At 65.8% G+C, this 24,131-nt stretch carries 16 protein-coding genes and 1 pseudogene; 7 read left to right on the top strand and 10 right to left on the bottom strand.

All coding sequences use genetic code 11. The features are described from left to right. Positions 1-115 precede the first annotated feature (115 nt). From CFREN_RS12725 to CFREN_RS12715, 3 genes and pseudogenes are all read left to right on the top strand, one after another. Positions 116-679 carry a YqgE/AlgH family protein gene (locus CFREN_RS12725; RefSeq protein WP_246580230.1) on the top strand — a complete coding sequence of 188 codons (564 nt, stop codon included), beginning with the start codon at positions 116-118 and terminating at the stop codon, positions 677-679. 55 nt (positions 680-734) lie between these two features. Beyond that, a pseudogene (locus CFREN_RS12720) lies at positions 735-1,412 on the top strand (AzlC family ABC transporter permease); the annotation flags it as partial. A gap of 152 nt (positions 1,413-1,564) precedes the next feature. Next, positions 1,565-1,915 (top strand): branched-chain amino acid transporter permease, encoded by a 351-nt coding sequence (locus CFREN_RS12715; RefSeq protein WP_035121659.1) that lies wholly within the window; start codon positions 1,565-1,567, stop codon positions 1,913-1,915. 285 nt (positions 1,916-2,200) lie between these two features. On the opposite strand, the gene CFREN_RS12710 is transcribed toward CFREN_RS12715, so the two are convergent. The 6 genes from CFREN_RS12710 to CFREN_RS12685 all read right to left on the bottom strand — a co-directional run bounded on the left by CFREN_RS12710 (position 2,201) and on the right by CFREN_RS12685 (position 11,910). Next, the gene (locus CFREN_RS12710) at positions 2,201-3,313 is read right to left on the bottom strand and encodes a DUF695 domain-containing protein (RefSeq protein WP_209651554.1); all 1,113 of its coding nucleotides are present in this window, start codon (positions 3,311-3,313) and stop codon (positions 2,201-2,203) included. Between the two features lie 191 nt (positions 3,314-3,504). Beyond that, a complete protein-coding gene (locus CFREN_RS12705) occupies positions 3,505-4,500 on the bottom strand; it encodes a bile acid:sodium symporter family protein (RefSeq protein ID WP_209651556.1) in 996 nt (331 codons plus the stop codon). Positions 4,501-4,674: 174 nt separating this feature from the next. After that, positions 4,675-5,334 (bottom strand): SdpI family protein, encoded by a 660-nt coding sequence (locus tag CFREN_RS12700; RefSeq protein WP_209651558.1) that lies wholly within the window; start codon positions 5,332-5,334, stop codon positions 4,675-4,677. A gap of 54 nt (positions 5,335-5,388) precedes the next feature. Beyond that, positions 5,389-9,099, bottom strand: a complete 3,711-nt coding sequence (locus tag CFREN_RS12695) for a DEAD/DEAH box helicase family protein (protein ID WP_209651560.1) — start codon at positions 9,097-9,099, stop codon at positions 5,389-5,391. A 112-nt stretch (positions 9,100-9,211) separates the two neighbouring features. After that, positions 9,212-10,342, bottom strand: a complete 1,131-nt coding sequence (locus tag CFREN_RS12690; protein WP_209651563.1) for a restriction endonuclease subunit S — start codon at positions 10,340-10,342, stop codon at positions 9,212-9,214. Continuing rightward, positions 10,339-11,910, bottom strand: a complete 1,572-nt coding sequence (locus tag CFREN_RS12685; RefSeq protein ID WP_209651565.1) for a type I restriction-modification system subunit M — start codon at positions 11,908-11,910, stop codon at positions 10,339-10,341. The genes CFREN_RS12690 and CFREN_RS12685 overlap by 4 nt, the downstream gene beginning before the upstream one ends. 239 nt (positions 11,911-12,149) lie before the next feature. On the opposite strand from CFREN_RS12685, the gene CFREN_RS12680 reads away from it, so the two are divergent. Both CFREN_RS12680 and leuS read left to right on the top strand, forming a co-directional pair. Next, positions 12,150-13,922 carry an ATP-binding protein gene (locus tag CFREN_RS12680; protein WP_209651567.1) on the top strand — a complete coding sequence of 591 codons (1,773 nt, stop codon included), beginning with the start codon at positions 12,150-12,152 and terminating at the stop codon, positions 13,920-13,922. A 67-nt stretch (positions 13,923-13,989) separates the two neighbouring features. After that, the gene (gene leuS, locus CFREN_RS12675) at positions 13,990-16,923 is read left to right on the top strand and encodes a leucine--tRNA ligase (RefSeq protein WP_209651569.1); all 2,934 of its coding nucleotides are present in this window, start codon (positions 13,990-13,992) and stop codon (positions 16,921-16,923) included. Positions 16,924-17,503: 580 nt separating this feature from the next. Here the strand turns inward: leuS and CFREN_RS12670 are convergent. From CFREN_RS12670 to CFREN_RS12655, 4 genes are all read right to left on the bottom strand, one after another. Next, positions 17,504-17,920, bottom strand: coding sequence for a hypothetical protein (locus CFREN_RS12670; RefSeq protein WP_209651571.1), 417 nt, complete (start codon positions 17,918-17,920; stop codon positions 17,504-17,506). 158 nt (positions 17,921-18,078) lie between these two features. Then, on the bottom strand, positions 18,079-18,990 hold the full coding sequence (locus CFREN_RS12665) for a universal stress protein (RefSeq protein WP_209651574.1): 912 nt from the start codon (positions 18,988-18,990) through the stop codon (positions 18,079-18,081). A 103-nt stretch (positions 18,991-19,093) separates the two neighbouring features. Further along, entirely contained in the window at positions 19,094-19,585 is a 492-nt protein-coding gene (locus CFREN_RS12660; protein WP_209651576.1) for a MarR family winged helix-turn-helix transcriptional regulator, read from the bottom strand. Positions 19,586-19,927: 342 nt separating this feature from the next. Further along, the gene (locus CFREN_RS12655) at positions 19,928-21,010 is read right to left on the bottom strand and encodes an inositol-3-phosphate synthase (RefSeq protein ID WP_209651578.1); all 1,083 of its coding nucleotides are present in this window, start codon (positions 21,008-21,010) and stop codon (positions 19,928-19,930) included. A 179-nt stretch (positions 21,011-21,189) separates the two neighbouring features. On the opposite strand from CFREN_RS12655, the gene CFREN_RS12650 reads away from it, so the two are divergent. Beyond that, entirely contained in the window at positions 21,190-21,561 is a 372-nt protein-coding gene (locus CFREN_RS12650) for a DUF5318 family protein (protein WP_035121674.1), read from the top strand. A gap of 26 nt (positions 21,562-21,587) precedes the next feature. Further along, positions 21,588-24,014, top strand: a complete 2,427-nt coding sequence (locus tag CFREN_RS12645) for a transglycosylase domain-containing protein (RefSeq protein WP_425321477.1) — start codon at positions 21,588-21,590, stop codon at positions 24,012-24,014. Positions 24,015-24,131: the final 117 nt, after the last annotated feature.

Below are 24,131 nucleotides of genomic sequence, written 5' to 3'. Positions count from 1 at the left end.
CGACCGGCCACTGGATTGATCGGCCCCGGCGGGCATAATGGGCGGAGTGGAGCAGGAAAACCTTTTCGGAGACCGCCTTTTCAACTGTCTCGAGCGCAACGACCCCGCCGCGGGAATGCTGCTCGTCGCCGCCCCGGGCATGGAGTCGCCGGAATTCGCCCGCAGCGTGGTGTTCCTCATCGAGCACGACGAAGCCGGCACCCTCGGCGTCGACCTGACCACCCGGTCGCAGACGCCCGTGCACAACGTCCTCGAACCGTGGGCGAACCTGATGTCGAAGCCGCCGGTCGTCTACGTCGGCGGGCCGGTCAACCAGACCCAGCCCGTGTGCGTCGGCGTGCTGCGCAACGGCGTCGACGTGCCCGACAAGCTCGACGAGGCCACCGGAGCCCCCCTGCTGGAGAAGATCGCCCACCGGTTCGCCCTGGTCAACCTGGGCGTCGAACCGTCGGAGGTCGGTGGCCACCTCGACGGAGCGCGCCTCTTCGCCGGCTACGCGGGGTGGTCCCCTGGCCAACTGCACGACGAAATCGAACGCGGCGACTGGTACGTCGCCCCCGCCCTGCCCAGCGACGTCCTCGCGCCTGGCGCCGCCGACGTGTGGGGCGACGTCATGCGCCGCCAGCCGTGGCCGCTGCCGCTGTACTCCACCTACCCCGTGGACGTCCGTGACAACTGACGGGCGGGAGGGTGGCCGTCGTCAGGCGCGGTCGACGGAGGTCGACCCTCATCCGGTGCGCGGAGGCATCGCGGAGGCGTGGCCCGTCGGCCTGGGGCTGATCCCGCTGGGCCTGGCGTTCGGCGTGCTGGTGACGCAGACCGGGTTCGAGTGGTGGTGGACGCCGGTGTTTTCGGTCCTGGTGTACGCCGGGTCGATGGAGTTCCTGGCGGTTGGCCTGGTCATGGCGCATACCGGGTTGCTGGGGTCGGCGGTGACGGCGTTCATGGTGAACTTCCGGCACATTTTCTACGGCCTGACGTTTCCGCGCGACGTGATCCGCGGGTGGGTTGGGCGTGCGTATTCGACGTATGCGTTGACGGATGAGTCGTATGCCATCGCGTCTGCGCGGCCGCCCGGGGCGCCGCCGTTGACGGGTGCGCGGTTGCTGACGATTCAGGTGTTTTGCCAGCTGTTGTGGGTTGTGCCGGGCATCGTCGGGGCGCTGGCGGGCCGGACGTTGCCGGAGGGGCTGGTGGGTTTCGAGTTCGCCTTGACCGCCCTGTTCACCGTGTTGGCGATGGATGCTTTCCGCGTCAACCGCGATTGGTCGTTGCCGTTGTCGGCGTTGGCGTGCGTCGGGGTGGGGTGGTTGGTTAATCCGGGGCAGATGCTGGTCATCGGGTTGGTGCTGTATTTCGGGCTGTTGTTGGCGCGGGTGTGGTCGCCGCGCTTGGATCGCGCGATGCGGTGGGTTGGGGCGGTTTCGCTTGACGACGCCGACCGCGGCGCCTCCGGCCGGCTGGCCGCCGATGGTCGTGAGTCCGGCGGCGCGGGGACCGGCGGCCCGGAATCCGGCGGCGCGGAATCCGGCGGCCTCGAGTCCGGCGACCGTGGGGAGGAGTCATGATGCCCGAGCCCGGTTACGTTGTGGCGTCCCTGGTGGTGATGGGCGCGGTGACGGTCGCGTTGCGATGGGCGCCGTTCGCCTTCATCCGGGTGCTCCGCGGGTCGGAGTTGGTGAGGTTTCTCGGCGTGACCATGCCCGTCGGCGTCATGGTGGCGTTGGTGGCGTATACGCTGGTCGACCGGATGGGCATGATCGGCGGCGGTGATGCGGGCGACCCGGGCGGGTGGTGGGCCGCTCCCCTGGCTCTGCTGGTGACGGTGGCGTTGCACGTGTGGAGGCGCAACGCCGCGCTGAGCATTCTGGTCGGTACCGCGTTGTACGTGGTGTTGGTCAACGTCGTCGCTTGAGTCGGCCCCACCTCTGAGCTCGCGCCGGGCGATGGAACTTGATGTGCAATTAGTCGGCGGATTTGTTGCAATTCAGGGCTCAAATCCGGAGTTTTCGCGGCTTTTTTGCAACAAATCAGCCGACTGAATGCGCATCAAAACACGTTATGACATAAGCCCAGGTCGTTGGGCCCCTTGCTGACGCACCCGGTGGCCCGTGCCCGCGGATGGCCAGCGATCGCTTGTGGCCCGTGCCCGCGGGTGCCCAGCGATCGTCGGTGGTCGATGCCCGTGGGTGGCCGGGGCTCAGGCCCGGAGGTGGCCGACCCGCTCCCAGGCCGGATCCTCGGCCGCCACGATCTCGCGGTCACCCTCCGTCCACGTGTCCACCAAATTCGCCAGACGCTCCGTGGCATCGGTCTCCGGGTCGACGTAAAAGTGCAGCAAACGCATGCCGTCGGCCGTCTCCGCCGCCACGACCATGCCGTCGTCGGCAAGCGTGGCCATCGCATCGTCGCCGAAATCCTTCAACGCCTTCGCCGAAGACTCCCCCGCCTGGCCGTCGTCGAGCACGTCGGCGAACAGCAACTGCACCACCACATGCCGCGTGAACAACGGCCCGATCAGCGGCGACAACGGTGCCCGCGTGCCCACCATCACCGGCTTGCCGTCCGCCAGGCCCTGCAGCGTCAACCACCGCGGGCACGCGCCGGCCAACTGGTCGATGAACCCCGGCAGATCCGCCAACGGCATCGCCCCCTCGGGCTCCTCCGCGGCGAAGGCGAACGACCGCAGCCACAGCCCGAAATCCTCCTCGCCCAACGCCAACTGCAACAACATGAACCCGACGTGGGCGACGTCGCGCTCCCCCTCCTCGCCCGCCGCGGCCAAGTTCGCGAACACCGGGTGGAACAGGCGCACGTCCACCACGCCCCGGCCGGCCTCGACGGCCACGCGCGCCTCGGCCGGATCGATCTCATGGCCCGCCCACGTCACCGTCGACACCGGCTCCGCGGTGCGCAGATCGGTGAAGGACCACACCGGACCGTCGTCGGGCGCCGCATCCAACCAACGTCGCGCGATGTGCCGCACCTGCGGATCGCCGGCCGCGGTGACCGTCAGCAAATGCCGCGAAAACGGCTCACCCGCGCCGAAACCCCACACCAGACGCTCGTCGATCGCGGCGATCCGCGGCCCGACCTCCGCCTGAATGTCCACCGGCCCGGCCTCACCGAAACCACCGCCGCCGAAATCCGCGCCACCGGTGAACGCCGCGTCGAGGCGATCGGCCCCCTCGGCCACCCACCAATCCCAAAACGCCGCGATCGCCCCGTCGCGCACGGCGGCGGCATCACGCCCCGCCCCGGCCCCGGCCCCGGCATCTCCGGTGCTCCCGGCGGTTCCCGGCGTATCGGTCATGTGGCACTCCCCTTTTCTCGTCGACGGACACGGTCATTTTCGACAACGCTACGTGACGCGACGCCATCTCTCAGGCCGAGCCACCCTCCCGGGCTCGGGCCCACCGCGGCGGAATCGCCGTCGTCAAGCAGAAAATGAAGAAGGCGCACCGGCCCGCAGCCGATGCGCCCACCCGCGCCCCCGTCCACGCGTCAGGCCGGGGCCTCCGCGGCGGCGCGTTCCCGTTCCTCGTACTCCTTGCCCCACTTGGCGGCGTAGACGGCGCACATCATCAGCTGGATCTGGTGGAAGATCATCAGCGGCAGGATGATCACGCCCGCACCACCCGACCCGAAGATCACGGCCGCCATCGGCAGGCCAGTGGCCAACGACTTCTTCGAACCGCAGAACTGGATGGCGATGCGATCGCGGCGATCGAAGCCGGCGCGGCGGGCGATGAACCCGGACAAGCGCAGCATGAACTCGACCAGCACGACCGACAGGACGCACAGGATGATGATGTCCGTCACCGGCACCCGCGACCAGATGCCGTCGACCATGCCCTCGGAAAACGCGACGTAGACGACCATCGCGATGGAGATGCGGTCGACGTTCTTCGTCGCCTTCGCCGCCGCGAACTTCAGCGTCCACTTCCGCAGCACCTGGCCGAGCGCGAACGGCAGCAGCAGCTGCAGCGAAATGTCCAGGAACACCGACCCGTCGACCTTGACGCCGTCGCCGGTGGACATCAGCAGCATCACCAGCACCGGGGTGATCACGATGCCCAGCAGGTTCGAAGCCGACGCGCTGACGATGGACCCGGCGATGTTGCCGTGGGCGATGGACGTGAAGTTCACCGACGACTGCACCGTCGACGGCACGAGCGTCATGTACAGAATGCCCAGGTAGAGGCCGGGTGCGAGGACCCAGTCCAGGGGTTTGAGCGCCAGCCCGATGATGGGGAACAGCACGAACGTCAGCAGCAGGATGGTCAGGTGCAGGCGCCAGTGTTTCAGGCCGTCGAGTGCTTCGCGGGGGCTCAGGCGGGAGCCGTAGAGGAAGAACAGCAGGCCGATGGCGATTTTCGTCGCGATGCCGAAGCCTTCGGCGAACGCGCCGCGTGCGGGCAGGAAGATGGCGATGATCACGGCGAGGATGATCATCACGATCAGGGGATCGGGGCGCCACGAGCGCAGACGGTTCCACATGGGGAACAAGGTTATCCCCTGTTCTGGGTGGGCGGGAGGGTTCCGGCGTTTCGGGGCCGGGCGCATCGATGCGTTAACCCACCCCGAATGAGCAAACCCACCCGCTGCAACGGGTGGGTTAAGTCATTCGAGGTGGGTTTGTCCATTTTGCTTTGCGACGGCCCGGCCTCTCCCCTATTCGCCGTCGTTCGCGCGGGCGGCGCGGCGCAGAGCGTCGCGATCGACGGCGGCGGAGCGATTGGCGGCGGTGTCGCCGGCGGTGCGGTCGTTGGCGGAGCCGAAGGTGGCGTTGCCGTCCTCGCACATGCCGTTGAGGCCGCAGGAGCCGCAGCCGCCGGTCACGCCGCAGTCGGCGGAGGGATCACGGGGCGCTGCGGCGGCGGTGTTGGTGTCGCAGGCCGTCGCGTCGTCGGAACCGCAGCCGCAGCCCGCGTCGGAGGAGCCGCCGGACGAGCAACATCCGTCGGACCCGGATTCGGCGGACTTCTTGGCGTCGTAAAGCGCGATCGTGTGGGAACCGATGGCGCCGCCGACGCCCAGCATCGCCAGCCCCAGCAGACCCGTCACGACGACCCACAGCCACATCCAACCCGACGCATTCGGCTGGATGGCCACGAACGCCAGCGCCGCCGCCCCGGCGAACGCCAGCGCCGACACGGCCCACGGCGGCCCGGCGACGCGGTGCGTGATGTCCCAGTTCTTGCGGGACTTGCGGGCCTCGGGGGCGCGGATGCCCACGTACCCGTTGCCCGGCAGCTTCGCGGACCACGCCAGGCCCGCCACGACGGCGACGACGAGCGCCACGACCAGCAGAATCACCGGAATCACGATCATGCGCACCAGTTTAGGGGCATGGGGCGCGGCGGCGAAAACAGCGGTCGCGGGCGGTCAGCCGTGATCGGGTTCGATCACCTCCGCAGTGGCGTCGATGTCCCTCAAACGGTCGCGGATGTCGGTGACGGTGGCGATGTTGCCGTCGAAGACGTCGACGGGCGATCCGTGGTCGTTGTAGGGCGCTTCGAACAGTTCGGCCATGCTAAGCGACCCGTTTTCGGACAGGCCCCGGATCATCAGCCGCATGAACCCGGCCTGCGTCGTCGACAGCACGGATGACGCCAGCAGGTCGGCGAACCGTTCGCGCATCGCTCCTTCGTCGAGGCCGACGATTTCCCGCAGGAACCGGGGGAAGGGTTTGTCGCCCATGCGCTTGCGGAGTTGGTCGACGCCTTCGACTTCGATGGAGGCGAGGATCTGCTCGAGCGCGGCGACGTCGGTGGCCGTCAGTGGCTTCGCCGACCTCAGCTTCTTCATGGCGATCGAGTCGAAGTGCGCTTCCAGTGCTTGGCGGACCTTGCGTTCGATGACGGACTCTTCGATGGGCAGGATCGGGCCGATTGGGTTGCCGGTTTCATTGGGGATCTCGACCAGCTCGCCCATTTCGTCCTGGAAGTCGGTGACGACGGCGTTGCGTTTGCCGCGGTCGACGTATTGGACGAGGTCGCGCAAGCTTCTCCGCACGGTTTCCAACTCGTCGATGGTGGCATGGTCCCACCAGGTGGTGGTTTGCAGTTCCTCCAGGAGATCGCCGTGGCGTGCGATGGCTTCGACATTGGTTTTCTGGGAAAGGTTGGTGGCGATCGCGACGATTCTTTCGCGACCGCTGGTCCAGTCGGGGCCGAGGGCGGAGGCGTCCAGTGCGGTGCCGTCGGCGATGGTGCCCTCCGCGGCGAGTTGCAGTTGCATTCCGGCGATGAGGTAGTCGAAGCGTTTGGCGTCCTCCTGGTCACCGGAGGCTGCGAACGGCAAGTGGGCCAGGTGGTCTTGTGCTGCGGCCATGGTTGTGGCGTCGATGCGGGCCCAGGCGCCGGCGGTGCGGAAGCGTTCGATGACGGGGCGGTCTTCGGGGCGCACGAGAATGCTTGACGACGGCACCGTCTCGATCATCCGGCGGAGCAATTCCTCCAGCTCTGATTGGAGTTCGTGGCGTCGGGAGTCGTCTTGGAGGGTGGCCAGCAGGTGGATCCGACGCAGGAAGAGCCGTTGGGTCAGGGACTTTTGGCCGGAGCCGGTGGTGGTCGCGGTGGGTGAGCCGGCGGCGAGGCGTTCGAAGTTGCCCAAAAAGTCGAAGATGAAGAATTCTCTTTTATCCGTCGTCCCGTCGCCGGTGCCTTCGCCGAAGAGATTCGGGCGCAGGCGGGTGCCGCGGCCGATCATCTGCCAGAACTTGGTGGGCGAGAATACTGGCTTGAAGAAGACCAGGTTAACCACTTCGGGCACGTCGATGCCCGTGTCGAGCATGTCGACGGAGATGGCGACGTTGAGCCCGGAGTCGGGGTCCTTGAACCGGTCGATGAGCGCGGACGGGTTTTTGGCGCGGTGGGTGATGACGGCGGCGTCGTTACCGCCGGAGGTGGGCATGTTGGTGGCCCACTGCTCGTAGATGAGGTCGGCGTGTTTCTGGTTGCGGGCGAAGATGATGGTCTTGCCCAGGCGGTCGGCGCCGGCGACGCGGATGCCGTGGGTGACGACGGTGGACAAGACCTTGTCGATGGTGTCGCGGTTGTACAGCTGGACGTTGATGCCGGGGGCGGTGATTTCCTCGGGTGGTGCGTCGCCATCGTCGACGCCCCATTCCGCGTCGTCCCAGGCGGCTTGTTCTTCGGGTGACAGTTCGTCGTAACGCACTCCCCCGGTGAGGATGCGCGACTGCGCCTGGAAGACGCGGAAGGGCACGAGGTTGCCATCGTCGATCGCCTGTTGGAGTGAATAGCTGCCGGTGGGTTCCCCGTCGAGCTGGTCGAACAGACGGTAGGTGTTGTGGTCGACCTCCTCGCGCGGCGTGGCGGTAAGACCGATGAGGAAGGAGTCGAAGTACTCGAAGATGCGCCCGTAGCGGTTGTAGACGGAGCGGTGGGCTTCGTCGATGATGATCAGGTCGTAGTCGAATGGGGTGAAGCGTGCGCCGCCCGGTGAATCGGCGTCGATCATGTCGATCATCGTCTGGTACGTGCACAAATGAATCGAGCCGTCGCCGTTTCGGTTGTCCAGTAGGTTCACCGACGGGGTATCGGGCAGGAGTTTGGCGAATTCGCCGGCGGCCTGTCGCACCAGGTCGGTGCGGTCGGCCAGGAAAAGCACCTGGCGGACCCAGTTGGCCTGCTGCAGCAGCTTGACCAAGGCGATCGCGGTGCGGGTTTTGCCGGTGCCGGTGGCCATGACCAGCAGGGCGCGGCGGTGGCCTGCGGTGAGGCGTTCGGTGATGCCGCGGATCATGTCGACCTGGTAGTCGCGCCCATCGCCGCCGGCGATGCTGGTGTCTACGGTGTGTTCGGCCAGGGGCTGGCGCATGGTGCGGCGCAGAACCATGCGGCGCAGTTCTCGGGGTGTCGGGTAGCCCTCGATCTCGCGGGGCGGGTACCCGGTGCCGCCGCCGGGGATCGATGAGGCGTCGTCCCACAGCCAGATCTGGTGGCCGTTGGTGTACATGATCACGGGGCGCAGGCCGGTTTCGGCTTCGATGCCGTCGGCGTAGAGCTGGGCCTGCTGGTGCCCGGCGGTTTGGGAGGTTGCCGTCCTCTTGGCTTCGACGATGCCGAGAATGCGGCCGTCGTCGCCAAGCAATGCGTAGTCGGCGTAGCCGGTGCCGGATGGGAACGTGTCGGTGGGCAGGCCGGTGATGCGGCGTTCGCGGATGAGGTTGCCGGCTTCGGTGGAGAACCCAGCCGAGGCGAGCATCGGGTCGATGAGGTCGGTGCGGGTGGTGGCTTCGTCGATTTCGAAGCGTGCGGAGGTGTCGACCTCCGGCGTTCGGCTGCGGCCTGCGACGATCTCGTCGCGCTGCGCATCGTCGAGGCTGCGGAGCTTGCGGTCGAGTTCGGCTTTGAGCCTGTCGAGTTCGGCCAGTGCCTCTGCGTGCTCCGCTTCTGTCTGAGCTTGGCGCTCGGCTTGCTCGGCTTGGCGGCGTTGGAAACGGGCGGCTTCGCGGGCGAGCCGTTCCCGTTCTTCGCGGGCTTTGCGTTGCTCTTCGCTGAGGAGCAGGCGGGATGCGGCGAGTTCTTCTTCTTGGGCGTCGAGCTTTTCCTCGCGCCGTTCCATCATTTCGGCTTGGCGCTGCAGTTGCTCTTGCGTTTGTGCGTGACGACGGGGATGAGCTTCGAGCAGAGCGGTGTCGAACCGGGGAACGTCGGTGAAGCTACTCAGCGGGAGGGCGTAGTTGTTGGCCGCCCACAGCGCGATGTCGAAGAGATGCTGGAGTACGCGGGTGGCCGTCCGCGGTGTGAAGGCGCGTCCGGAATCGTGGACGGCGTCGTTGCAGCGTTTGCGGACGACGTGCATCTTATCCAGGATCGCTGGTGGTACAGCCGTCCTGAATGTTGGATTGTTCAGACGGTCATTGAGGGTTGAGGTGTAGGGATCGGTCGCGTCGAGAACTTCGGTGATGTGGGCGACCAGCATTTCTAGGACGCGGCGCGAGTGGAAGCCGGAGCCACGGGGGTTGGTTAGGGCGTTGGCTTCGGCGTGGCGGGTGTCGTCGGTGAGCTGCGGCCACACCTGGTGGAGGAACCCGAAGTTGCTCGGCAGGGGTGTGGGCGTGCTCATGGTTGCTTCCTTGGTTTTTCCGGGGCGGCGAGACATTCCGTTGAAAAACAATTGTAGTGGCCGGGTGCTCCTGGAGCGCTCGGCCACGCGGAACGGCTACGTGTTGTTGCTCCTACAGCTCTCCGGCGAAGGCGCGGGTGGCGAGGGAGTTGTAGAGCTCGTCGAACTTCTCCGCCTTCTTCCCATATGTATTGATCAGCTCGTCTCGAATCAGTCGTGTTCTTGAAATCGTCGATACCGCTTCTTGGGTGGGTGTAGGAATTTGGAAAGATAAAAGCGCTCTACGGTTGATCTTTGGAATTGAAGCTCTACCTGAGTTCTTTGCGGCGTACGTTAAGAATGAGGCCGACTGAAGTACTTCGGCGACGAATTGTGCGGTATACCCCTCTTTCGGCTCCATTGCATACATATCTGCGGAGCACAGTCCATCAAATGGTGCGATGGAAACTTTGTTGAGATAGGGGCGTATCTTTGAGTATAGAACGTCGCCGTTGTTGAACTTATATTTGCCGCTCGTCACCCCATCCTCAGTAACTGATTTCACATTGATGATTCTCCCACTTTGTGGCGTTATATTGTCGGGGGCGACGTGCGGGTAATCGCGATTTTCTGGGATTGTCGGATTTCTGGTTCCCGATCGTATCGTGGCGATCTCGCCGAAAGGAATGGTTTGGCTGGCCAGTAGTGTAGAAGCGGCGGAGAATTGCGTGGCTGCGTCCATGGCATTTTGGACATGTTGGCGGCATTTTGCAATCCTGTCAAGGATGTCCGCAATCCGCCGCTGCTCGTCGAGGGGCGGAAGGGGGATCGGCAACTTTTCAAGGAAGTTAGCGGGAACTCTACGTTGCCCGCCACTGCCTGTCATTCGCGCCTCTCCTTCGGAAATCAGCGCTGGGCGCCTGAGGTAGTGGAGAAGATATCTCGAATCAAGGTCGGGACTAGGTTTTAGAACATGAAACTCAGTCGAACCCACCCCGTTCGGGTGATTGAGGTTGGCGATACCTATTTTTGCATTTTGCCAGCAGGGAGTGATCTTTGCCGCGAGGATATCGCCGTCGGAAAAGAGGGTATATCCCGTTTTATAGTCAGCAAATGTGCCATCTTCCCGCGGGATCGCAAGAGCTGCTTCCTCGTCTAATTCTGCCATGCCGACAAAAGAAACAGGGGTCTGGTCGTCGTACTTTTTTATGCGTCGATTTACCGAGCAAACATCGCCGAGTGCGGAAAAGGTCCAGTCAGTCACTTCAGCTCCTCCTTCAGCGCAGCCAGGGCTCCGGAGATCTGCTCATCGAGAGTCTCGATCTCGGCGATGATCTCGAGCGGGTCTCGAGTCTCCTCCGCCTGGAAAGTGATTTCCTTGTACCTGTTCATGGACAGGTCGTAGTCGTTTTCCGCGAGTTCCTTGGCGGGAACCGTGAAAGATTGCTCGGTGCGCTCACGACCCCGCTCCGAACCACGGCGCCGCTGGAAACGAGCGAGAACATCGGGCAAGTTGTTTATCGCCAGCTGCTCGTTGGTCAGCTCGACCGGCTCGCCAGTTCCGTGCCCCTCGGCCGGTACGGTTCTTGGGATCGGCCCGAGCAAATTCGGATCGAGCAACGGAGTGCGCTTGTCGTCCAACGACAAGCCATCGGCCTGTACGTCGTAAAACCACACGTCCTTCGTGCCACCGGTGCCGGTTTTGGTGAAGCAGAGAATCGCCGTCGACACACCCGAGTACGGCTTGAACGTCCCGGATGGCAGCTTGATCACCGCCTGCAGATCATGTTTCTCCACCAGCTGCTTCCGCAGACTCTTGTGCGCTCTGGTCGAGCCGAACAGCACACCTTCCGGGACGATGACGGCAGCGCGACCACCGACACTGAGCAAGTTCAGGAATCGCGCGATGAAAAGCAGCTCCGTCTTCTTCGTCGGCGCGCCGATGACCTTCTCCAAGCCGAGATCCAGATCCTGTGCCGTTTTGCCGGCGAACGGCGGGTTCGCCAGCACCAACGAGTAAGTCTCTGCTTCGTGCTCGTCCGGCAGCGGCAGCAACGAATCGCGGTACGCGATGTTCGGCTCCTCGATGCCGTGCATGAACATGTTCATTGCCGCGATGCGCACCATGGTCGCGTCGAAGTCGTAGCCATGGAACATGTCGGACTCGTAATGATCGCGGTTCGCCTTCGTCATGAAAGCCTTGCCGCTGCCCTGCCCGGCGTCCTTCGCCCACTCGGCGGCACCGACGAGGAAACCGGCGGTACCACATGCAGGGTCGATGATGCGGTCGTCGAACGTCGGATCCATCAGTGCCACCATCAGGTCGATGATGTGACCGGGCGTGCGGAACTGGCCGTTGGTGCCCGCAGTGGTCAGCTTCGACAGCATGTACTCGTACAGATCGCCGGCCAGATCCTTGTTCTTCAGATCCAGCTCGTCGATCTTCTCCATCGCCAGCCTTAGCGTCGCCGCGCTGTTGATGCCGAACATTGCCCCCCGCATGTGCTGTTGCATCCCCGACCCGCCAAGGTTTCGGATGAATGCGAAGGCCTCGCCGGACACGAGCTTGTGCATCGCCTCGGGATCGCCCAGCTCCATGATCCGGTGCCAGCGGAGCTTCTGCTCGTCCTCAGTCGTGAAGATGTCCTCATCGTCGCCGACGGGTACGCCCAGTTCCCTCTTCTGATCGACCTCAGTCTGCTGCAGATCCAGCTGACGCATGAACAACAAGTAGGTCATCTGCTCGATGACGTTGATGGGATTTGAGATCCCCCCGGACCAGAAAACGTTCCAAATGTCGTCTACCTGGTTCTTCAGCGCGCCAGTAATCATGCCGACGATCCTACGGGCCCGAACGGAACACCTGGCAGCAGACGTTGTTAAGCGTCGAAATCGTGTCCGAAGGGAGACACTCCTCATGCACCGTCGCTAGCGGTCACTTACACCCTCAGTCTCCTCAGTCATGATCAGTGTGGCAACTGAGGCCATCACTTCATGTAGTGAGCGGCTCAGTTTCTACAGTGACAGCGTCAGTTACGGCAGTGATGATCGTCAGTTGCTAAAGTGAAGCCATGGGTCAGTCACTGACGGTTGCCGCTAAAGCCGCGCATCAGGCACTCCTCGCGGGAAGCCGCGAAGGCGCTCGACTCGAGGCCAAGCGCGTCCGCGAGAAAGTCGACCGTGCCGTCTGGGAAACCGTCTCCGCCTTCGCGAACGCTGACGGTGGACTGCTCCTGCTCGGCGTCGACGAGGGGAAAGGTTGGACGGTCACCGAAGGGTTCAACTCGGAACAGGTCATGCAGCGCTTGAAAGCTGGCCTGGAGGCGAGCGCCAAAGCCGACCCCAAAGTCACGCCGATACCCCGTTATGAAATCGACTACGTCGACCTTGGTGATGCCGGTGAATTCATTGCCCTGCGCATCCATTCGATGCGTGAAGACCCGTTCCTCATCCGCCATATGCCCTGCTTCCTCTCCGACGTTGGCATGCCCAAGGGTTCCTATATCCGCATCGTCGACGCGGACCACCGGCTGAACAGCTACCAGATCGCCGAGCTGCGCGGACTCGGGGGCGCGGACATCAGTGACCGGCAAACAGTTCCGGACGCGACCATCGATGACTTCGACGGCGACGCCATTGACGGCGTGAAGCGACAAATCAAACGCCTGCAGTCCCGTCAGCTCGACGGCATCACCACCAATGAAGAGATGCTCAGCCGCCTCAACGCCACGGACAAAGCGGGCAACGTGATCTTGGCGGGTCTGCTAGTGCTCGGAAAGTACCCCCAGCAGTTCTACGACCAGCTGTTCATCGACGTCGTGGTGCACCCCGGACGCGAGAAATCGACTGACCCGACGGGAATTCGATTCCTCGATCGGAAGATCTGCGACGGTGCCATGCCGGTGGCCATCGACGATGCCGTCAACACCGTAGTGCGGAACCTGCGCACCACCTCCGTGGAATCCGGCACCGGTGTGATCAGCGAACCGGAAATACCCGAGGTCGTGCTCCGCGAGGCCATCGCCAACGCCGTCATCCACCGCGATTACGGTGAAGTGGGCCAAGGTTCCCAGATCGCCGTCGACGTGTACCCGGATCGAGTGGAGGTCTCTAACCCCGGCGGCCTGTGGGGCGGGCGCACGGTGGACAATCTCACCGAAGGCGTGTCCGAATCCCGCAACCCTACGCTCAAGGCACTGATGATGAGGGCAACCGACGCCGATGGCCGTGCCATCGCCGAAAGCCAGGGCTCCGGCATTCGCCGCATGATCGCGGTCCTTGCCAGCAAAGGCATGGCGCAGCCGCAATTCAACGCCCAGATCGGCCGTTTTACCGTCGTTATCCACCGATTCGGCCTGCTCAACCCCGAAACCCAACGGTGGCTGAAGGACTACGTCGGCGGAGCTGCCGACGCGGTCAATCCCAACCAGCAGATTGCTTTGGTGCTGGCCAAGGATATGGGCGTGGTCACCGCGCACAATCTCCGTAATCAGCTGGGCATCGACTCCGACGACGCACGAATCGAGCTTAATGCGTTGGTCAATCAGGGACTCTTGGAGATCGTCAGTACATCGGGCCCGGGCAGCGAACGCTACGGGCTTGTGCTGTTCGCCGACCACCCCGACCTCACCGAACGCCAGCGGGAAATCCTCCAGCTTCTGTCCTCAACCGACGCTCGCACGGTTCGCCAGCTCTCCGAGCGAATCGACATGTCGGTCGGAGCACTGCGCAACCATCTTCGCGGGCTCGTCGACGCCGGACTGATCATCCCCACCGCTCCCCCGTCGAGCCGGAACCGCGCCTACCTGCTGGCCAAATCGGCGGCGAACGAAAGGGCGACGTAAGGCGGCGCCAGCCACGCTCCCCACCTCCGTCCAACGCCGTCCGCGCCGCCCACTATGCTGTGTACCCATGACCAACAGCGGGAACACCGACAACAGCACCACCGCCCCCGAAACCGGCCACCGCTACACCCCGGCCGTCGCCGCCGAGCTTGAGGCGACCTGGCAGAAGCGTTGGGCTGAGCGCGGCACCTTCAACGCCCCCAACCCGGTCGGCGACCTCGCGCCGGCCGACGGGGCCGAGCTGCCGGCGGACAAGCTGTTCGTGCAGGACATGTTTCCGTACCCGTCGGGCGTGGGCCTGCACGTCGGGCACCCGCTGGGCTACATCGCCACCGATGTGTTCGCCCGGTTCCACCGCATGCGTGGCGCGAACGTGCTGCACACGTTGGGTTACGACGCCTTCGGCCTGCCCGCTGAGCAGTTCGCCGTGCAGACCGGCACCCACCCGCGCGTGACCACCGAGGCGAACATCGCGAACATGGAGCGCCAGCTCGGCCGCCTGGGCCTGGGCCACGACAAGCGCCGCGCGTTCGCCACCACGGACACCGACTACTACCGCTGGACGCAGTGGATCTTCCTGCGGATCTACAACTCCTGGTTCGACGAACGCGACGGCAAGGCGCATCCCATCGAGGAGCTTGTCGACGCCTACGCGGCAGGCGACGTCGCCCTGCCGGACGAGTTCGCCGGCCGCACCTGGGCCGACCTGGACCGCGTGGAGCGCGAACGCGCCCTGGAGGCCCGTCGCCTGGTGTACCGCTCCAACTCGATGGTCAACTGGTGCCCGGGTCTGGGCACGGTGCTGTCCAACGAGGAAGTCACCGCCGAGGGCCGCTCCGAGCGCGGCAACTTCCCCGTCTTCCGCAAGCGCCTGGGCCAGTGGATGATGCGCATCACCGCCTACTCGGACCGTCTGGTCGACGATCTGGACCTGCTGGATTGGCCGGAGAAGGTCAAGTCCATGCAGCGCAACTGGATCGGCCGGTCCCGCGGCGCCGAAGTCGTCTTCGAGGCCACCGCCGCCGACGGCTCGGCCCGCCCCATCGAGGTGTTCACCACCCGCCCCGACACTCTGTTCGGCGCGTCGTACATGGTGCTGGCGCCGGAGCTGGACCTCGTCGACGAACTCGTCGCCGACTCCTACCCCGCCGACGTCGACCCGCGCTGGGCCCTCGGCGAGGACTCCCCCGCCGCCGCCGTCGCCGCCTACCGCCGCTCCATCGCCTCCAAGTCGGACCTGGAGCGCCAGGAAAACAAGGAGAAGACCGGCGTCTTCACCGGCGCCTACGCCACCAACCCGGTCTCCGGTGAGCAGATCCCCGTCTTCATCGCCGACTACGTCCTCGCCGGTTACGGCACCGGCGCCATCATGGCGGTCCCCGGCCACGACGACCGAGACCACGAATTCGCCACCGCCTTCGGCCTGCCGATCCGCGAAGTCGTCGCGCCGCTCAAGGGCGAGGGCGGCGTCGTCAAGCAAGCCTTCACCGGCGAAGGCAAGGCCGTGAACTCCGCCAACGACGACGGCCTGGACATCAACGGCCTCGGCCTCGCCGACGCCAAGGCCACCACGATCGAATGGCTCGAAGCCAACGGCACCGGCCGCGGCACCACGCAGTACAAGCTGCGCGACTGGCTGTTCGCCCGCCAGCGCTACTGGGGCGAGCCGTTCCCGGTGGTCTACGACGAGGACGGCGTGGCGCATCCGCTGCCCGAGTCGATGCTGCCCGTCGAGCTGCCGGAGGTCGAGGACTACAAGCCCGTCACCTTCGACCCCGACGACGCCGACACCGAGCCGCAGGCGCCGCTGGCCAAGGCCACCGACTGGGTCAACGTCGAGCTCGACCTCGGCGACGGCCCCAAGAAGTACCGCCGCGACACCAACGTCATGCCCAACTGGGCCGGATCCTCCTGGTACCAGCTGCGCTACATCGACCCCAACAACGATGACGCCCTGTGCGACATCGAAAACGAGCGGTACTGGACCGGCCCCCGACCGGAGCTCCACGGCGAGGGCGACCCGGGCGGCGTCGACCTGTACGTCGGCGGCGTCGAGCACGCGGTGCTGCACCTGCTGTACTCGCGGTTCTGGCACAAGGTGCTGTACGACCTCGGCCACGTGACGTCGAAGGAGCCGTACCGCCGCCTGTTCAATCAGGGTTACATTCAGGCGTACGCGTACACCGACTCGCGTGGCGTGTACCAGCCGGCGGCGGACGTCGTCGAGCGCGACGGCAAGTTCTTCATCCCGGGCGCCGGCGAGGGTGGCGCGGACCTGGAGGTTTTCCAGGAGTACGGCAAGATGGGCAAGTCCCTGAAGAACGCCGTCTCCCCCGACGAAGTGTGCGACGACTACGGCGCCGACACCCTGCGCGTCTACGAGATGGCCATGGGGCCGCTGGACACGTCGCGGCCGTGGGCGACGAAGGACCTGGTGGGCGCGCAGCGTTTCCTGCAGCGCGCGTGGCGTCTGGTCGTCGATGAGGCGACGGGCGGGCTGTCCGTCACCGATGCGGCGCTTGACGACGACGACCTCAAGGCCCTCAACCGCACCGTCGACGGAGTGACCGGGGATTACGCCGAGCTGCGCGACAACACGGCGGTGGCGAAGTTGATCGAGTACGTCAACTACCTGACGAAGGAGTACGGCACGGCCGGCGCGCCGCGTGCTGCGGTGGAGCCGCTGGTGCTGATGCTCGGCCCGGTGGCGCCGCACATCGCCGAGGAGATGTGGGCGCGTTTGGGCCACGACGAGTCGTTGGCGCATGGGCCGTGGCCGGTGGCGGACGAGAAGTGGCTCGTCGACGACACCATCGAGTTGCCGGTGCAGGTCAACGGCAAGGTGCGGTCGCGTGTGACTGTGGCGGCGGATGCGTCGCGCGAGGATGTCGAGGCGGCGGCGCTGGCCGATGAGAAGGTCGCCGCGCACACCGCCGAGGGCACGGTGGCGAAGGTCATCGTGGTGCCGGGCAAGATGGTCAACGTCGTGGTGAAGAAGTAGGGCCGCGGCGAACCCCGTAACTGATTGGCCGGCACCCACGATCTGATTACCGCAGGTCAGGGTGTTATCCGGCTACCTCGCCTGTGGTCGATATTCACGGAATGGGCCAATGATTGGCGCGTGCCAATCATTGGCCCATTCCCAGATAGTGCTTTCGTGGCCGTCGGATAGCTCTCCAAGGGCGAATTGGATGGCCCTTCTGTGGCCGTCGGATGGTTTTCGCTGGGCGGGTCGGCTGGCCCTTCTGTGGCCGTCGAATGGCTTTCGCTGGGCGATTCGGCTGGCCCTTCTGTGGCCGTCGAATGGTTTTCCGTCAGGGGGTCGGGTGGCTCTTCCTGGGCCAACGGTTAGCGAAGGGAAAATCGCCCAAAACGACTCACCTCGGTGTCGGAAAACCCCAGGTCGCGAGCAGCGTGCCAGAGTCGTTTTGGGCGATCGGATCCGACCTAATTGAATGGCCTGCGCAACGGCCGGGTCAACGATGGACGAAGACGGCCGGGTCAACGACGGTCGGGTCAACGATGGACGAAGACGGTCGGGTCAACGATGGACGAAGACGGCCGGGTCAACGACGGTCGAATCAGGGAATCCCGCCCTCGACGCCGAACAGGGCGATGGAGAACGTCGACGTCATCCACGCCAACGTCCACGGCATGAGCACCCAGCACATGGCCAGCCACGGACGCCAGTTGCCGAACGACCGCCACCGAAGGTACGTGATCCAGAAACAGCCGAGCGCACCGATCAGGCTGACCGCCCCGGGCACGAGCGGGAAGGCCAGCTCCGCCCACCGCGAGCAGATGAACACGTGCTCGCCGACGTCGCAGATGGGCCCGCCCATGACGGCGCTGATCACGCCGATGATGATCGCGGTCAGGAACGTCGCGCCGATGACCGCGCCCGCGTACTTCACGGCCGGGCGCCAGGAGTACTCCCTGCGTTGCAGCCGCTTCAGCGGGTCGTCGTCGGGGTGGCCGAGATCCTGGTCGTCGTGCATGCCATCACCATACGCAACCCGCGAAATCGATCCGGCGCCGTGTACGTGGCCGCGTTAGCCGTGAGGTGCCGGTGGGTGGGTTGGCCGTTCGTTGCGTGACGACGGCCCGCCTCCCGGTCACCGGGCCAGCTCCCTAGGCCGACGTGATGAACGGCACCCTAGGCCGGCGTGATGAAGGTGGGCACGGGGCAGTGCCGGACGATCTGGTTCGTCGACGAGCCGATGAACACCCGCCCGAACGGTCCCAGCGTCGACGACCCGAGAATCAGCAGGTCGCCCTTCTTCCACTTCAGGGAGCTCAGCGCCTCATCCCAGCCGTGGCCGCAGCCGACGTCGACTTCGAGGTGAAGGTCGGGGTACTGGGTGTGGGCGCGGTCGATGCCGCGGTCGATGAGGGCCAGCGCCTGCTCGCGCCACTCGATCATCAGATCCGTCGACGAGCCGAAGCCGTCCTCGGTGGGATACATGGTCGCGCCGCGGGGCGTAAAGGCGAGCAGGCGCAGCGGCACGTCCCACCGCATGGCGCACTCTGCGGCGCGCTTGAGCGCCGTGTGCGACTGGGGCGTGTCGATGTACGACACGTTGACCCTGGTCACGCCGTTCTTCGACAGTCGCCGACCGCGCGGCGACAACCCCAGCATGATGGGGGAGTAATGCAGCAGCGCATCGGCGGTGGATCCGGCGCGGAATCGACCGGTCGGGGAGTGGGCTTCGCTGCCCAGCAGAATGACGTCGGCGCCGAAATCTTCGGCCATCCGCGTCAACGCCGTGGCCTCCGATGAGGCCTCGACGCTGACGAAGGGCTCGTCGTCAAGCATGCCCTTGCTGATGCCCGCCGCCTTCCATGCGGCACGCGCCGACCGTTCGGAATTGCGGCCCTCCCGCTCCACCCAGGAGTCGTGGTCGGACAGCCGGGCCAGCGACGTCAGCGGCCAGCCGCGCGACAGGACGGTGGCCACGCGGATGCGCACTTCGCAGGTCCGGGCCAACCAGGCGGCGCAATTCATTGCCTCGGTGCCATTGCGGCCCGGTCGCCACGCAATCAAAACGCGAAGCGGGCTATGCGGCATGCGATCCTCCTGAGGGCTGAGCCGGTTCGCGGCTCGTGGCGGGTGCTTGACGGGTGCTCGTCAACATCCACCTTAACGTTCCACCCTCAAGACTAGTCGCCGTTTACTCGGCTCCCGTAGCCCGGTCCTCCCCGTAGGACTCCAGCATGCGCTTGAGGATGGGCACGAGAGTCGCGCCGACCTGCAGTTCCTCGGGGGACAGCGACTTGAACATGTTGGCCATCTGCTCGTCGCGTTCGGTGGAGACGCGGCGCAGTTCGGCGACGCCCTTCTCGGTCAGTTCGACGCGGACGCCGCGGCGGTCCTTGGTGTCGCGGACGCGGGCGACCATGCCGGCGTCTTCGAGGTGGTGGACGGCGTTGGAGGCGGTGGGCATGCGGATGGCCTCGGCCTGCGCGAGCTGGTTGATGCGGCAGGGGCCGAGGGCGTCGAGCGTCATCATGATGGAGAGCTGCGCGCGGCTCAGCTGCGACTCTTCGGAGCGGCGGCTGTAGAGCAGCTCGGCCCGGGTCAGCAGGGGGCGAATCTCCTTGGCCAGGTCCATGGGGGTCATGGCGCCCGCCGCGCCGTTCGCGGCCTGATTCGAATCGGTCATGGGGCAATAGTAGCGAAGATGACGCCGTAATTCCCAGTGCAAAATAGTCATACAACCCTAGTTATTATGAAAATTTAATTCTGCGCGGGGTTGTGTGTGGCATCGTCCCAGGTCAGTGCTTTACGACGGCTTCCAGTGACCTGGGGCACGGGGTTCCGCGGGGGTGAAAACGCGAAAAACCGTTACACCCCTGTAACGGGCGTAACGGTTTGTGGGTGGGCGTGACACGCGTTGCGAAGGTGGATTTCGCAACGCGGCGCCGTGAGGCCGGACGCCGTCAGGCGGGCGTCGCAAAGCCGCAAGGCGAAACGACGCGATGCCGGACGACGCGGCCGCGGCGGACTACTCGCCGGAGATGAACTTCTCCAGCTCGGCGCGCGCGACGTCGTCGCCCATCTGCTTCGGCGGGGACTTCATCAGGTAGGCCGACGCCGGGAGGATCGGGCCGCCGATGCCGCGGTCCTTGGCGATCTTCGCGGCACGCAGCGCGTCGATGATGATGCCCGCCGAGTTGGGGGAGTCCCACACCTCGAGCTTGTACTCCAGATTCAGCGGCACCTCGCCGAAGGCCTTGCCCTCCAGGCGGACGTACGCCCACTTGCGGTCGTCCAGCCAGTCGATCCAGTCCGACGGGCCGATGTGGACGTTGCGGTCGTCGATCAGGCCGGCCAGCGGGCCGGACAGGTTCGAGGTGACGGCCTGGGTCTTCGAGATCTTCTTCGACTCCAGGCGCTCGCGCTCGAGCATGTTCTTGAAGTCCATGTTGCCGCCGACGTTGAGCTGCAGGGTGCGCTCCAGGCGGACGCCGCGGTCCTCGAACAGCTTCGCCATCACGCGGTGGGTGATGGTCGCGCCGACCTGCGACTTGATGTCGTCGCCGACGATCGGGACACCGGCGTCCTCGAACTTCTTGGCCCACTCCGGGTCGGAGGCGATGAAGACCGGCAGCGCGTTGACGAAGGCCACGCCCGCGTCGATCGCGCACTGGGCGTAGAACTTGTCGGCCTGCTCGGAACCGACCGGCAGGTAGGACACGAGGACGTCGACCTCGGCGTCCTTCAGGGCCTGGACCACGTCGACCGGCTCCTTCGCCGACTCGTCGATGGTGTCCGCGTAGTACTTGCCGATGCCGTCGAGGGTCGGGCCGCGCTGGACCTCGACGCCCAGGGTCGGAACGTCCGCGATCTTGATGGTGCAGTTCTCGGAGGCGTTGATGGCCTCGGACAGGTCCTTGCCCACCTTCTTGTCGTCCACGTCGAAGGCTGCGACGAACTCGACGTCGGAAACGTGGTAGTCGCCGAACTGAACGTGCATCAGGCCGGGGACGTCGTCACCCGCCTTCGCGTCACGGTAGAACTCCACGCCCTGGACGAGCGAGGAGGCGCAGTTGCCGACGCCGACGATTGCAACGCGAACGGAACTCATGGAATGCGGTCTCCTTGAATCGAATTTCGGTGCGGGAACGGCGCCCGGATCCGGCCCGTACCCCAATGTGCTGACGCTATACCCATTTCATCGGCGGACCGCATTCGGAACGCGGTGGGGGCGAAGGTGAACCGATAAAGAGGGGGTGATCCGGTGAGGGTGCCTGCTAATCTGACCGCGTGATCAGGTGGCGCGATGAAGTCGACCACACGTTGGCCCGCAACGCGGAGCTGGCGCGCTGGCGGAACGGGGAGGTGCCCGCGGCGAAGCTGCGCGACGCCGACCCCAGGCTGGTCGCGGCCGCGCGATTCCACGGGGTGCCCGGCGACGCGAAGTGCCCGCTTTGTCGCACCGGGGACCTCCGACTCGTATCCTGGATTTTCGGAGAGAACCTGGGGCATCGTTCCGGCACCGCCTGCGGTGCCTCCGAACTGGCCCATGTGGTCGCCGAGCGTGGACCATGCACCGTGCAGACGGTTGAAGTGTGCCCCGACTGCCGGTGGAACTTCAGGGTCCGCACCGCGACGGCGACGACGGCCGACGCAGATTGACGTAATAACCGATTTGGAGAGAGCCCGTGAGCAAGGATCCTCGAGACAACGCGAGCGGACCCGGTGATCCCGGATCCGCCGGCGGCGAATGGTGGGACGACGACTCCGCCTTCGGCGCCGGGCGTGACGGGGCGGACGGTGCCGCCGGCGCGGGTGGCGTCGCCGATTCCGCGAAGGATCAGTCCTTCGGGGTGGACGGCGGCTACGGCCCCGGGGACTACGACGCCCATGACGCCGACGATTACGACGCCGACGCCTACGGCGACGACGACTACGGCGACGCCGTGGAGGAAGACGACGATGTGGACGAAAAGGGCGGTCGACGCCGCGCGATCTGGGCGTGGTTGGCCGCGGCCGCCGCGCTCATCATCATGTTCCCGCTGGTGATCTTCGGCATCGCCTACGTGGGGACGGACGTTCCGGAGCCGGAGGAGCTTCTCAACGACCAGATCGCGGTCATCTACGACAAGACGGGCGAGAACGAAATCGCCCGCATCGTGCCCGAGGCCGGCAACCGCCGCGCCGTCGAGCTCGACGAGGTGCCGTCGGTCGTCCGCAACGCCGTGCTGGCGGCGGAGGACCGCGAGTTCTACACCAACCCGGGCTTCTCGCTGAGCGGGTACGCGCGCGCCGCATGGGGCGTCGTCACCGGCAACCCGTCCGCGGGCGGCGGCTCGACGATCACCCAGCAGTACGTGAAGAACGCCGTCGTCGGCAACGAGCGCACCGTCACCCGAAAGGCCAAGGAATTGGTCATGTCGGCGAAGATGGCGCGCGAGTGGTCGAAGGACGAGATCCTCGAGGCGTACCTGAACACCATCTACTTCGGCCGCAACGGCTACGGCATCGCCGCCGCCTCCGAGGCGTACTTCGACAAGCCGGTCGGCGAGCTCACCGCCGCCGAGGCCGCCGTGCTCGCCGCGTCGATCCAGCGCCCGTCCGCGCTGGACCCGTGGACGAACCGCCCCGAGGCCGAGCAGCGCTGGAACTACGTCCTGGACGGCATGGTCGAAATGGGCGTGCTCTCCCAGGCCGACCGCGACGCCCAGGCGTACCCCGAGACGCTGGATCCTGCGCTCGTGCCGCAGCAGGCGCCCGAGCCCGGTCCCGCCGCGATGATCAAGTCGCAGGTCCTCGCCGAACTCGACCGCGAGGGCATCACCGAGCAGGAGGTAAACACCCTCGGCCTGCGCGTGACCACCACCATCGACCCGGACGTCCAGCAGGCCGCCCTCGACGCGGTGGACAATTACCTCTTCTCCGAGGATCTGCGCACCGCCATCGTGTCCGTCGAACCGGGCACGGGCGCCGTGCGCGGCTACTACGGCGGCGACGACCCCAACGGATGGGACTACGCCAACTCCGGCCTGCAGACCGGTTCGACGTTCAAGATCTTCGCGCTCGCCGCGGCCCTGGACCAGGACATCCCGCTGTCCGCCCAGTACTCCTCGGCGCCGGTGCAGTCCGGCAACGTGACCATGTACAACGCCGGCGGCGCGTCCTGCGGCGTGTGCCCGATCTCCGAGTCCCTGAAGCAGTCGCTGAACACCCCGTTCATCCGTCTGCAGCGTGACCTGAAGAACGGTCCGACCGACACCGCGAAGATGGCCCACCGCCTCGGCATCGCCGAGTCCATCCCGGGCATCGAGCACACCCTCGTCGAGGAAAACGGCGAGTCCCTGGACGGAATCGCCCTGGGCCAGTACGAGACCCGCCCGCTGGACATGGCGGTCGGCCTGGCCACCCTGGCCAACGATGGCGTCTACCAGCAGACCCACTTCGTGGAAAAGGTCGAAACCGTCAACGGCGAGGTCCTCTTCGAGCGCGAGACCGGCGATGGAGACCGCCGCGTCTCGGAGGCCGTGGCCACCAACGTCATCGACGCCATGAAGCCGATCGCCTCGTACAACAACCACGCGCTGGCCGGCGGACGTCAGTCGGCCGCGAAGACCGGCACCACCCAGCTCGGCGACACCGGGCTGAACAAGGACGCCTGGATGATCGGCGCGACCCCGCAGCTGTCCACCGCCGTGTGGGTCGGCAACGTCGACGGATCCGCCCTGTACAACGCCTACGGCGGCGTCATGTACGGTGCCCACACCCCGTCGGACCTGTGGAAGTACACGATGGACAACGCCCTGGTCAACGCCGACTGGGAGACGTTCACCTCGCCCAAGCCCATCGCCGGCGTGGCCGGCGCCCCGGCATGGGGCGGCGGTGGTGGTGGTCCGGCCGCGCCGAGCCAGGACGACGGAGGCGAGACGGCGGAGGAAACCGCCGAGGAAGAAGCTCCGGCGGAACCCGAACTACCGGACATTCCCATCCCCGGTGGCGGAGGCGGCGGAATCGGTGATCTGCTCCCTTTCCCGGCCCCTGGTGACGGAGGCGACCAGAACGGCGGAGGCGGCGGAGGCGGCGGCGAGCCCGCACCCGAACCGGCCCCCGACAACTGACGCGCTGTACCGAGCCACACCGGCGCCGTGACGACGGCCCCGGGAAGGGCCGCCGGAATGCACCGGCGGCCCTTCGACGTTCCCGCCGGCCCCGATGGGCGGCCGGCACACGACCAC

It is taken from the genome of Corynebacterium freneyi (genome assembly GCF_030408835.1).
Classification (GTDB): domain Bacteria; phylum Actinomycetota; class Actinomycetes; order Mycobacteriales; family Mycobacteriaceae; genus Corynebacterium; species Corynebacterium freneyi.
This window is presented reverse-complemented; position numbering and strand designations above follow the sequence as displayed.

What these genes read in the sequence shown, in the direction of transcription:
- CFREN_RS12725 (WP_246580230.1), top strand. Translation starts at nt 116, where the DNA reads ATGCTGCTCGTCGCCGCCCCGGGCATGGAGTCGCCGGAATTCGCCCGC.
- CFREN_RS12715 (WP_035121659.1), top strand. Translation starts at nt 1,565, where the DNA reads ATGATGCCCGAGCCCGGTTACGTTGTGGCGTCCCTGGTGGTGATGGGC.
- CFREN_RS12710 (WP_209651554.1), bottom strand. Translation starts at nt 3,313, where the DNA reads ATGACCGATACGCCGGGAACCGCCGGGAGCACCGGAGATGCCGGGGCC.
- CFREN_RS12705 (WP_209651556.1), bottom strand. Translation starts at nt 4,500, where the DNA reads ATGTGGAACCGTCTGCGCTCGTGGCGCCCCGATCCCCTGATCGTGATG.
- CFREN_RS12700 (WP_209651558.1), bottom strand. Translation starts at nt 5,334, where the DNA reads ATGATCGTGATTCCGGTGATTCTGCTGGTCGTGGCGCTCGTCGTCGCC.
- CFREN_RS12695 (WP_209651560.1), bottom strand. Translation starts at nt 9,099, where the DNA reads ATGAGCACGCCCACACCCCTGCCGAGCAACTTCGGGTTCCTCCACCAG.
- CFREN_RS12685 (WP_209651565.1), bottom strand. Translation starts at nt 11,910, where the DNA reads ATGATTACTGGCGCGCTGAAGAACCAGGTAGACGACATTTGGAACGTT.
- CFREN_RS12680 (WP_209651567.1), top strand. Translation starts at nt 12,150, where the DNA reads ATGGGTCAGTCACTGACGGTTGCCGCTAAAGCCGCGCATCAGGCACTC.
- leuS (WP_209651569.1), top strand. Translation starts at nt 13,990, where the DNA reads ATGACCAACAGCGGGAACACCGACAACAGCACCACCGCCCCCGAAACC.
- CFREN_RS12670 (WP_209651571.1), bottom strand. Translation starts at nt 17,920, where the DNA reads ATGCACGACGACCAGGATCTCGGCCACCCCGACGACGACCCGCTGAAG.
- CFREN_RS12665 (WP_209651574.1), bottom strand. Translation starts at nt 18,990, where the DNA reads ATGCCGCATAGCCCGCTTCGCGTTTTGATTGCGTGGCGACCGGGCCGC.
- CFREN_RS12660 (WP_209651576.1), bottom strand. Translation starts at nt 19,585, where the DNA reads ATGACCGATTCGAATCAGGCCGCGAACGGCGCGGCGGGCGCCATGACC.
- CFREN_RS12655 (WP_209651578.1), bottom strand. Translation starts at nt 21,010, where the DNA reads ATGAGTTCCGTTCGCGTTGCAATCGTCGGCGTCGGCAACTGCGCCTCC.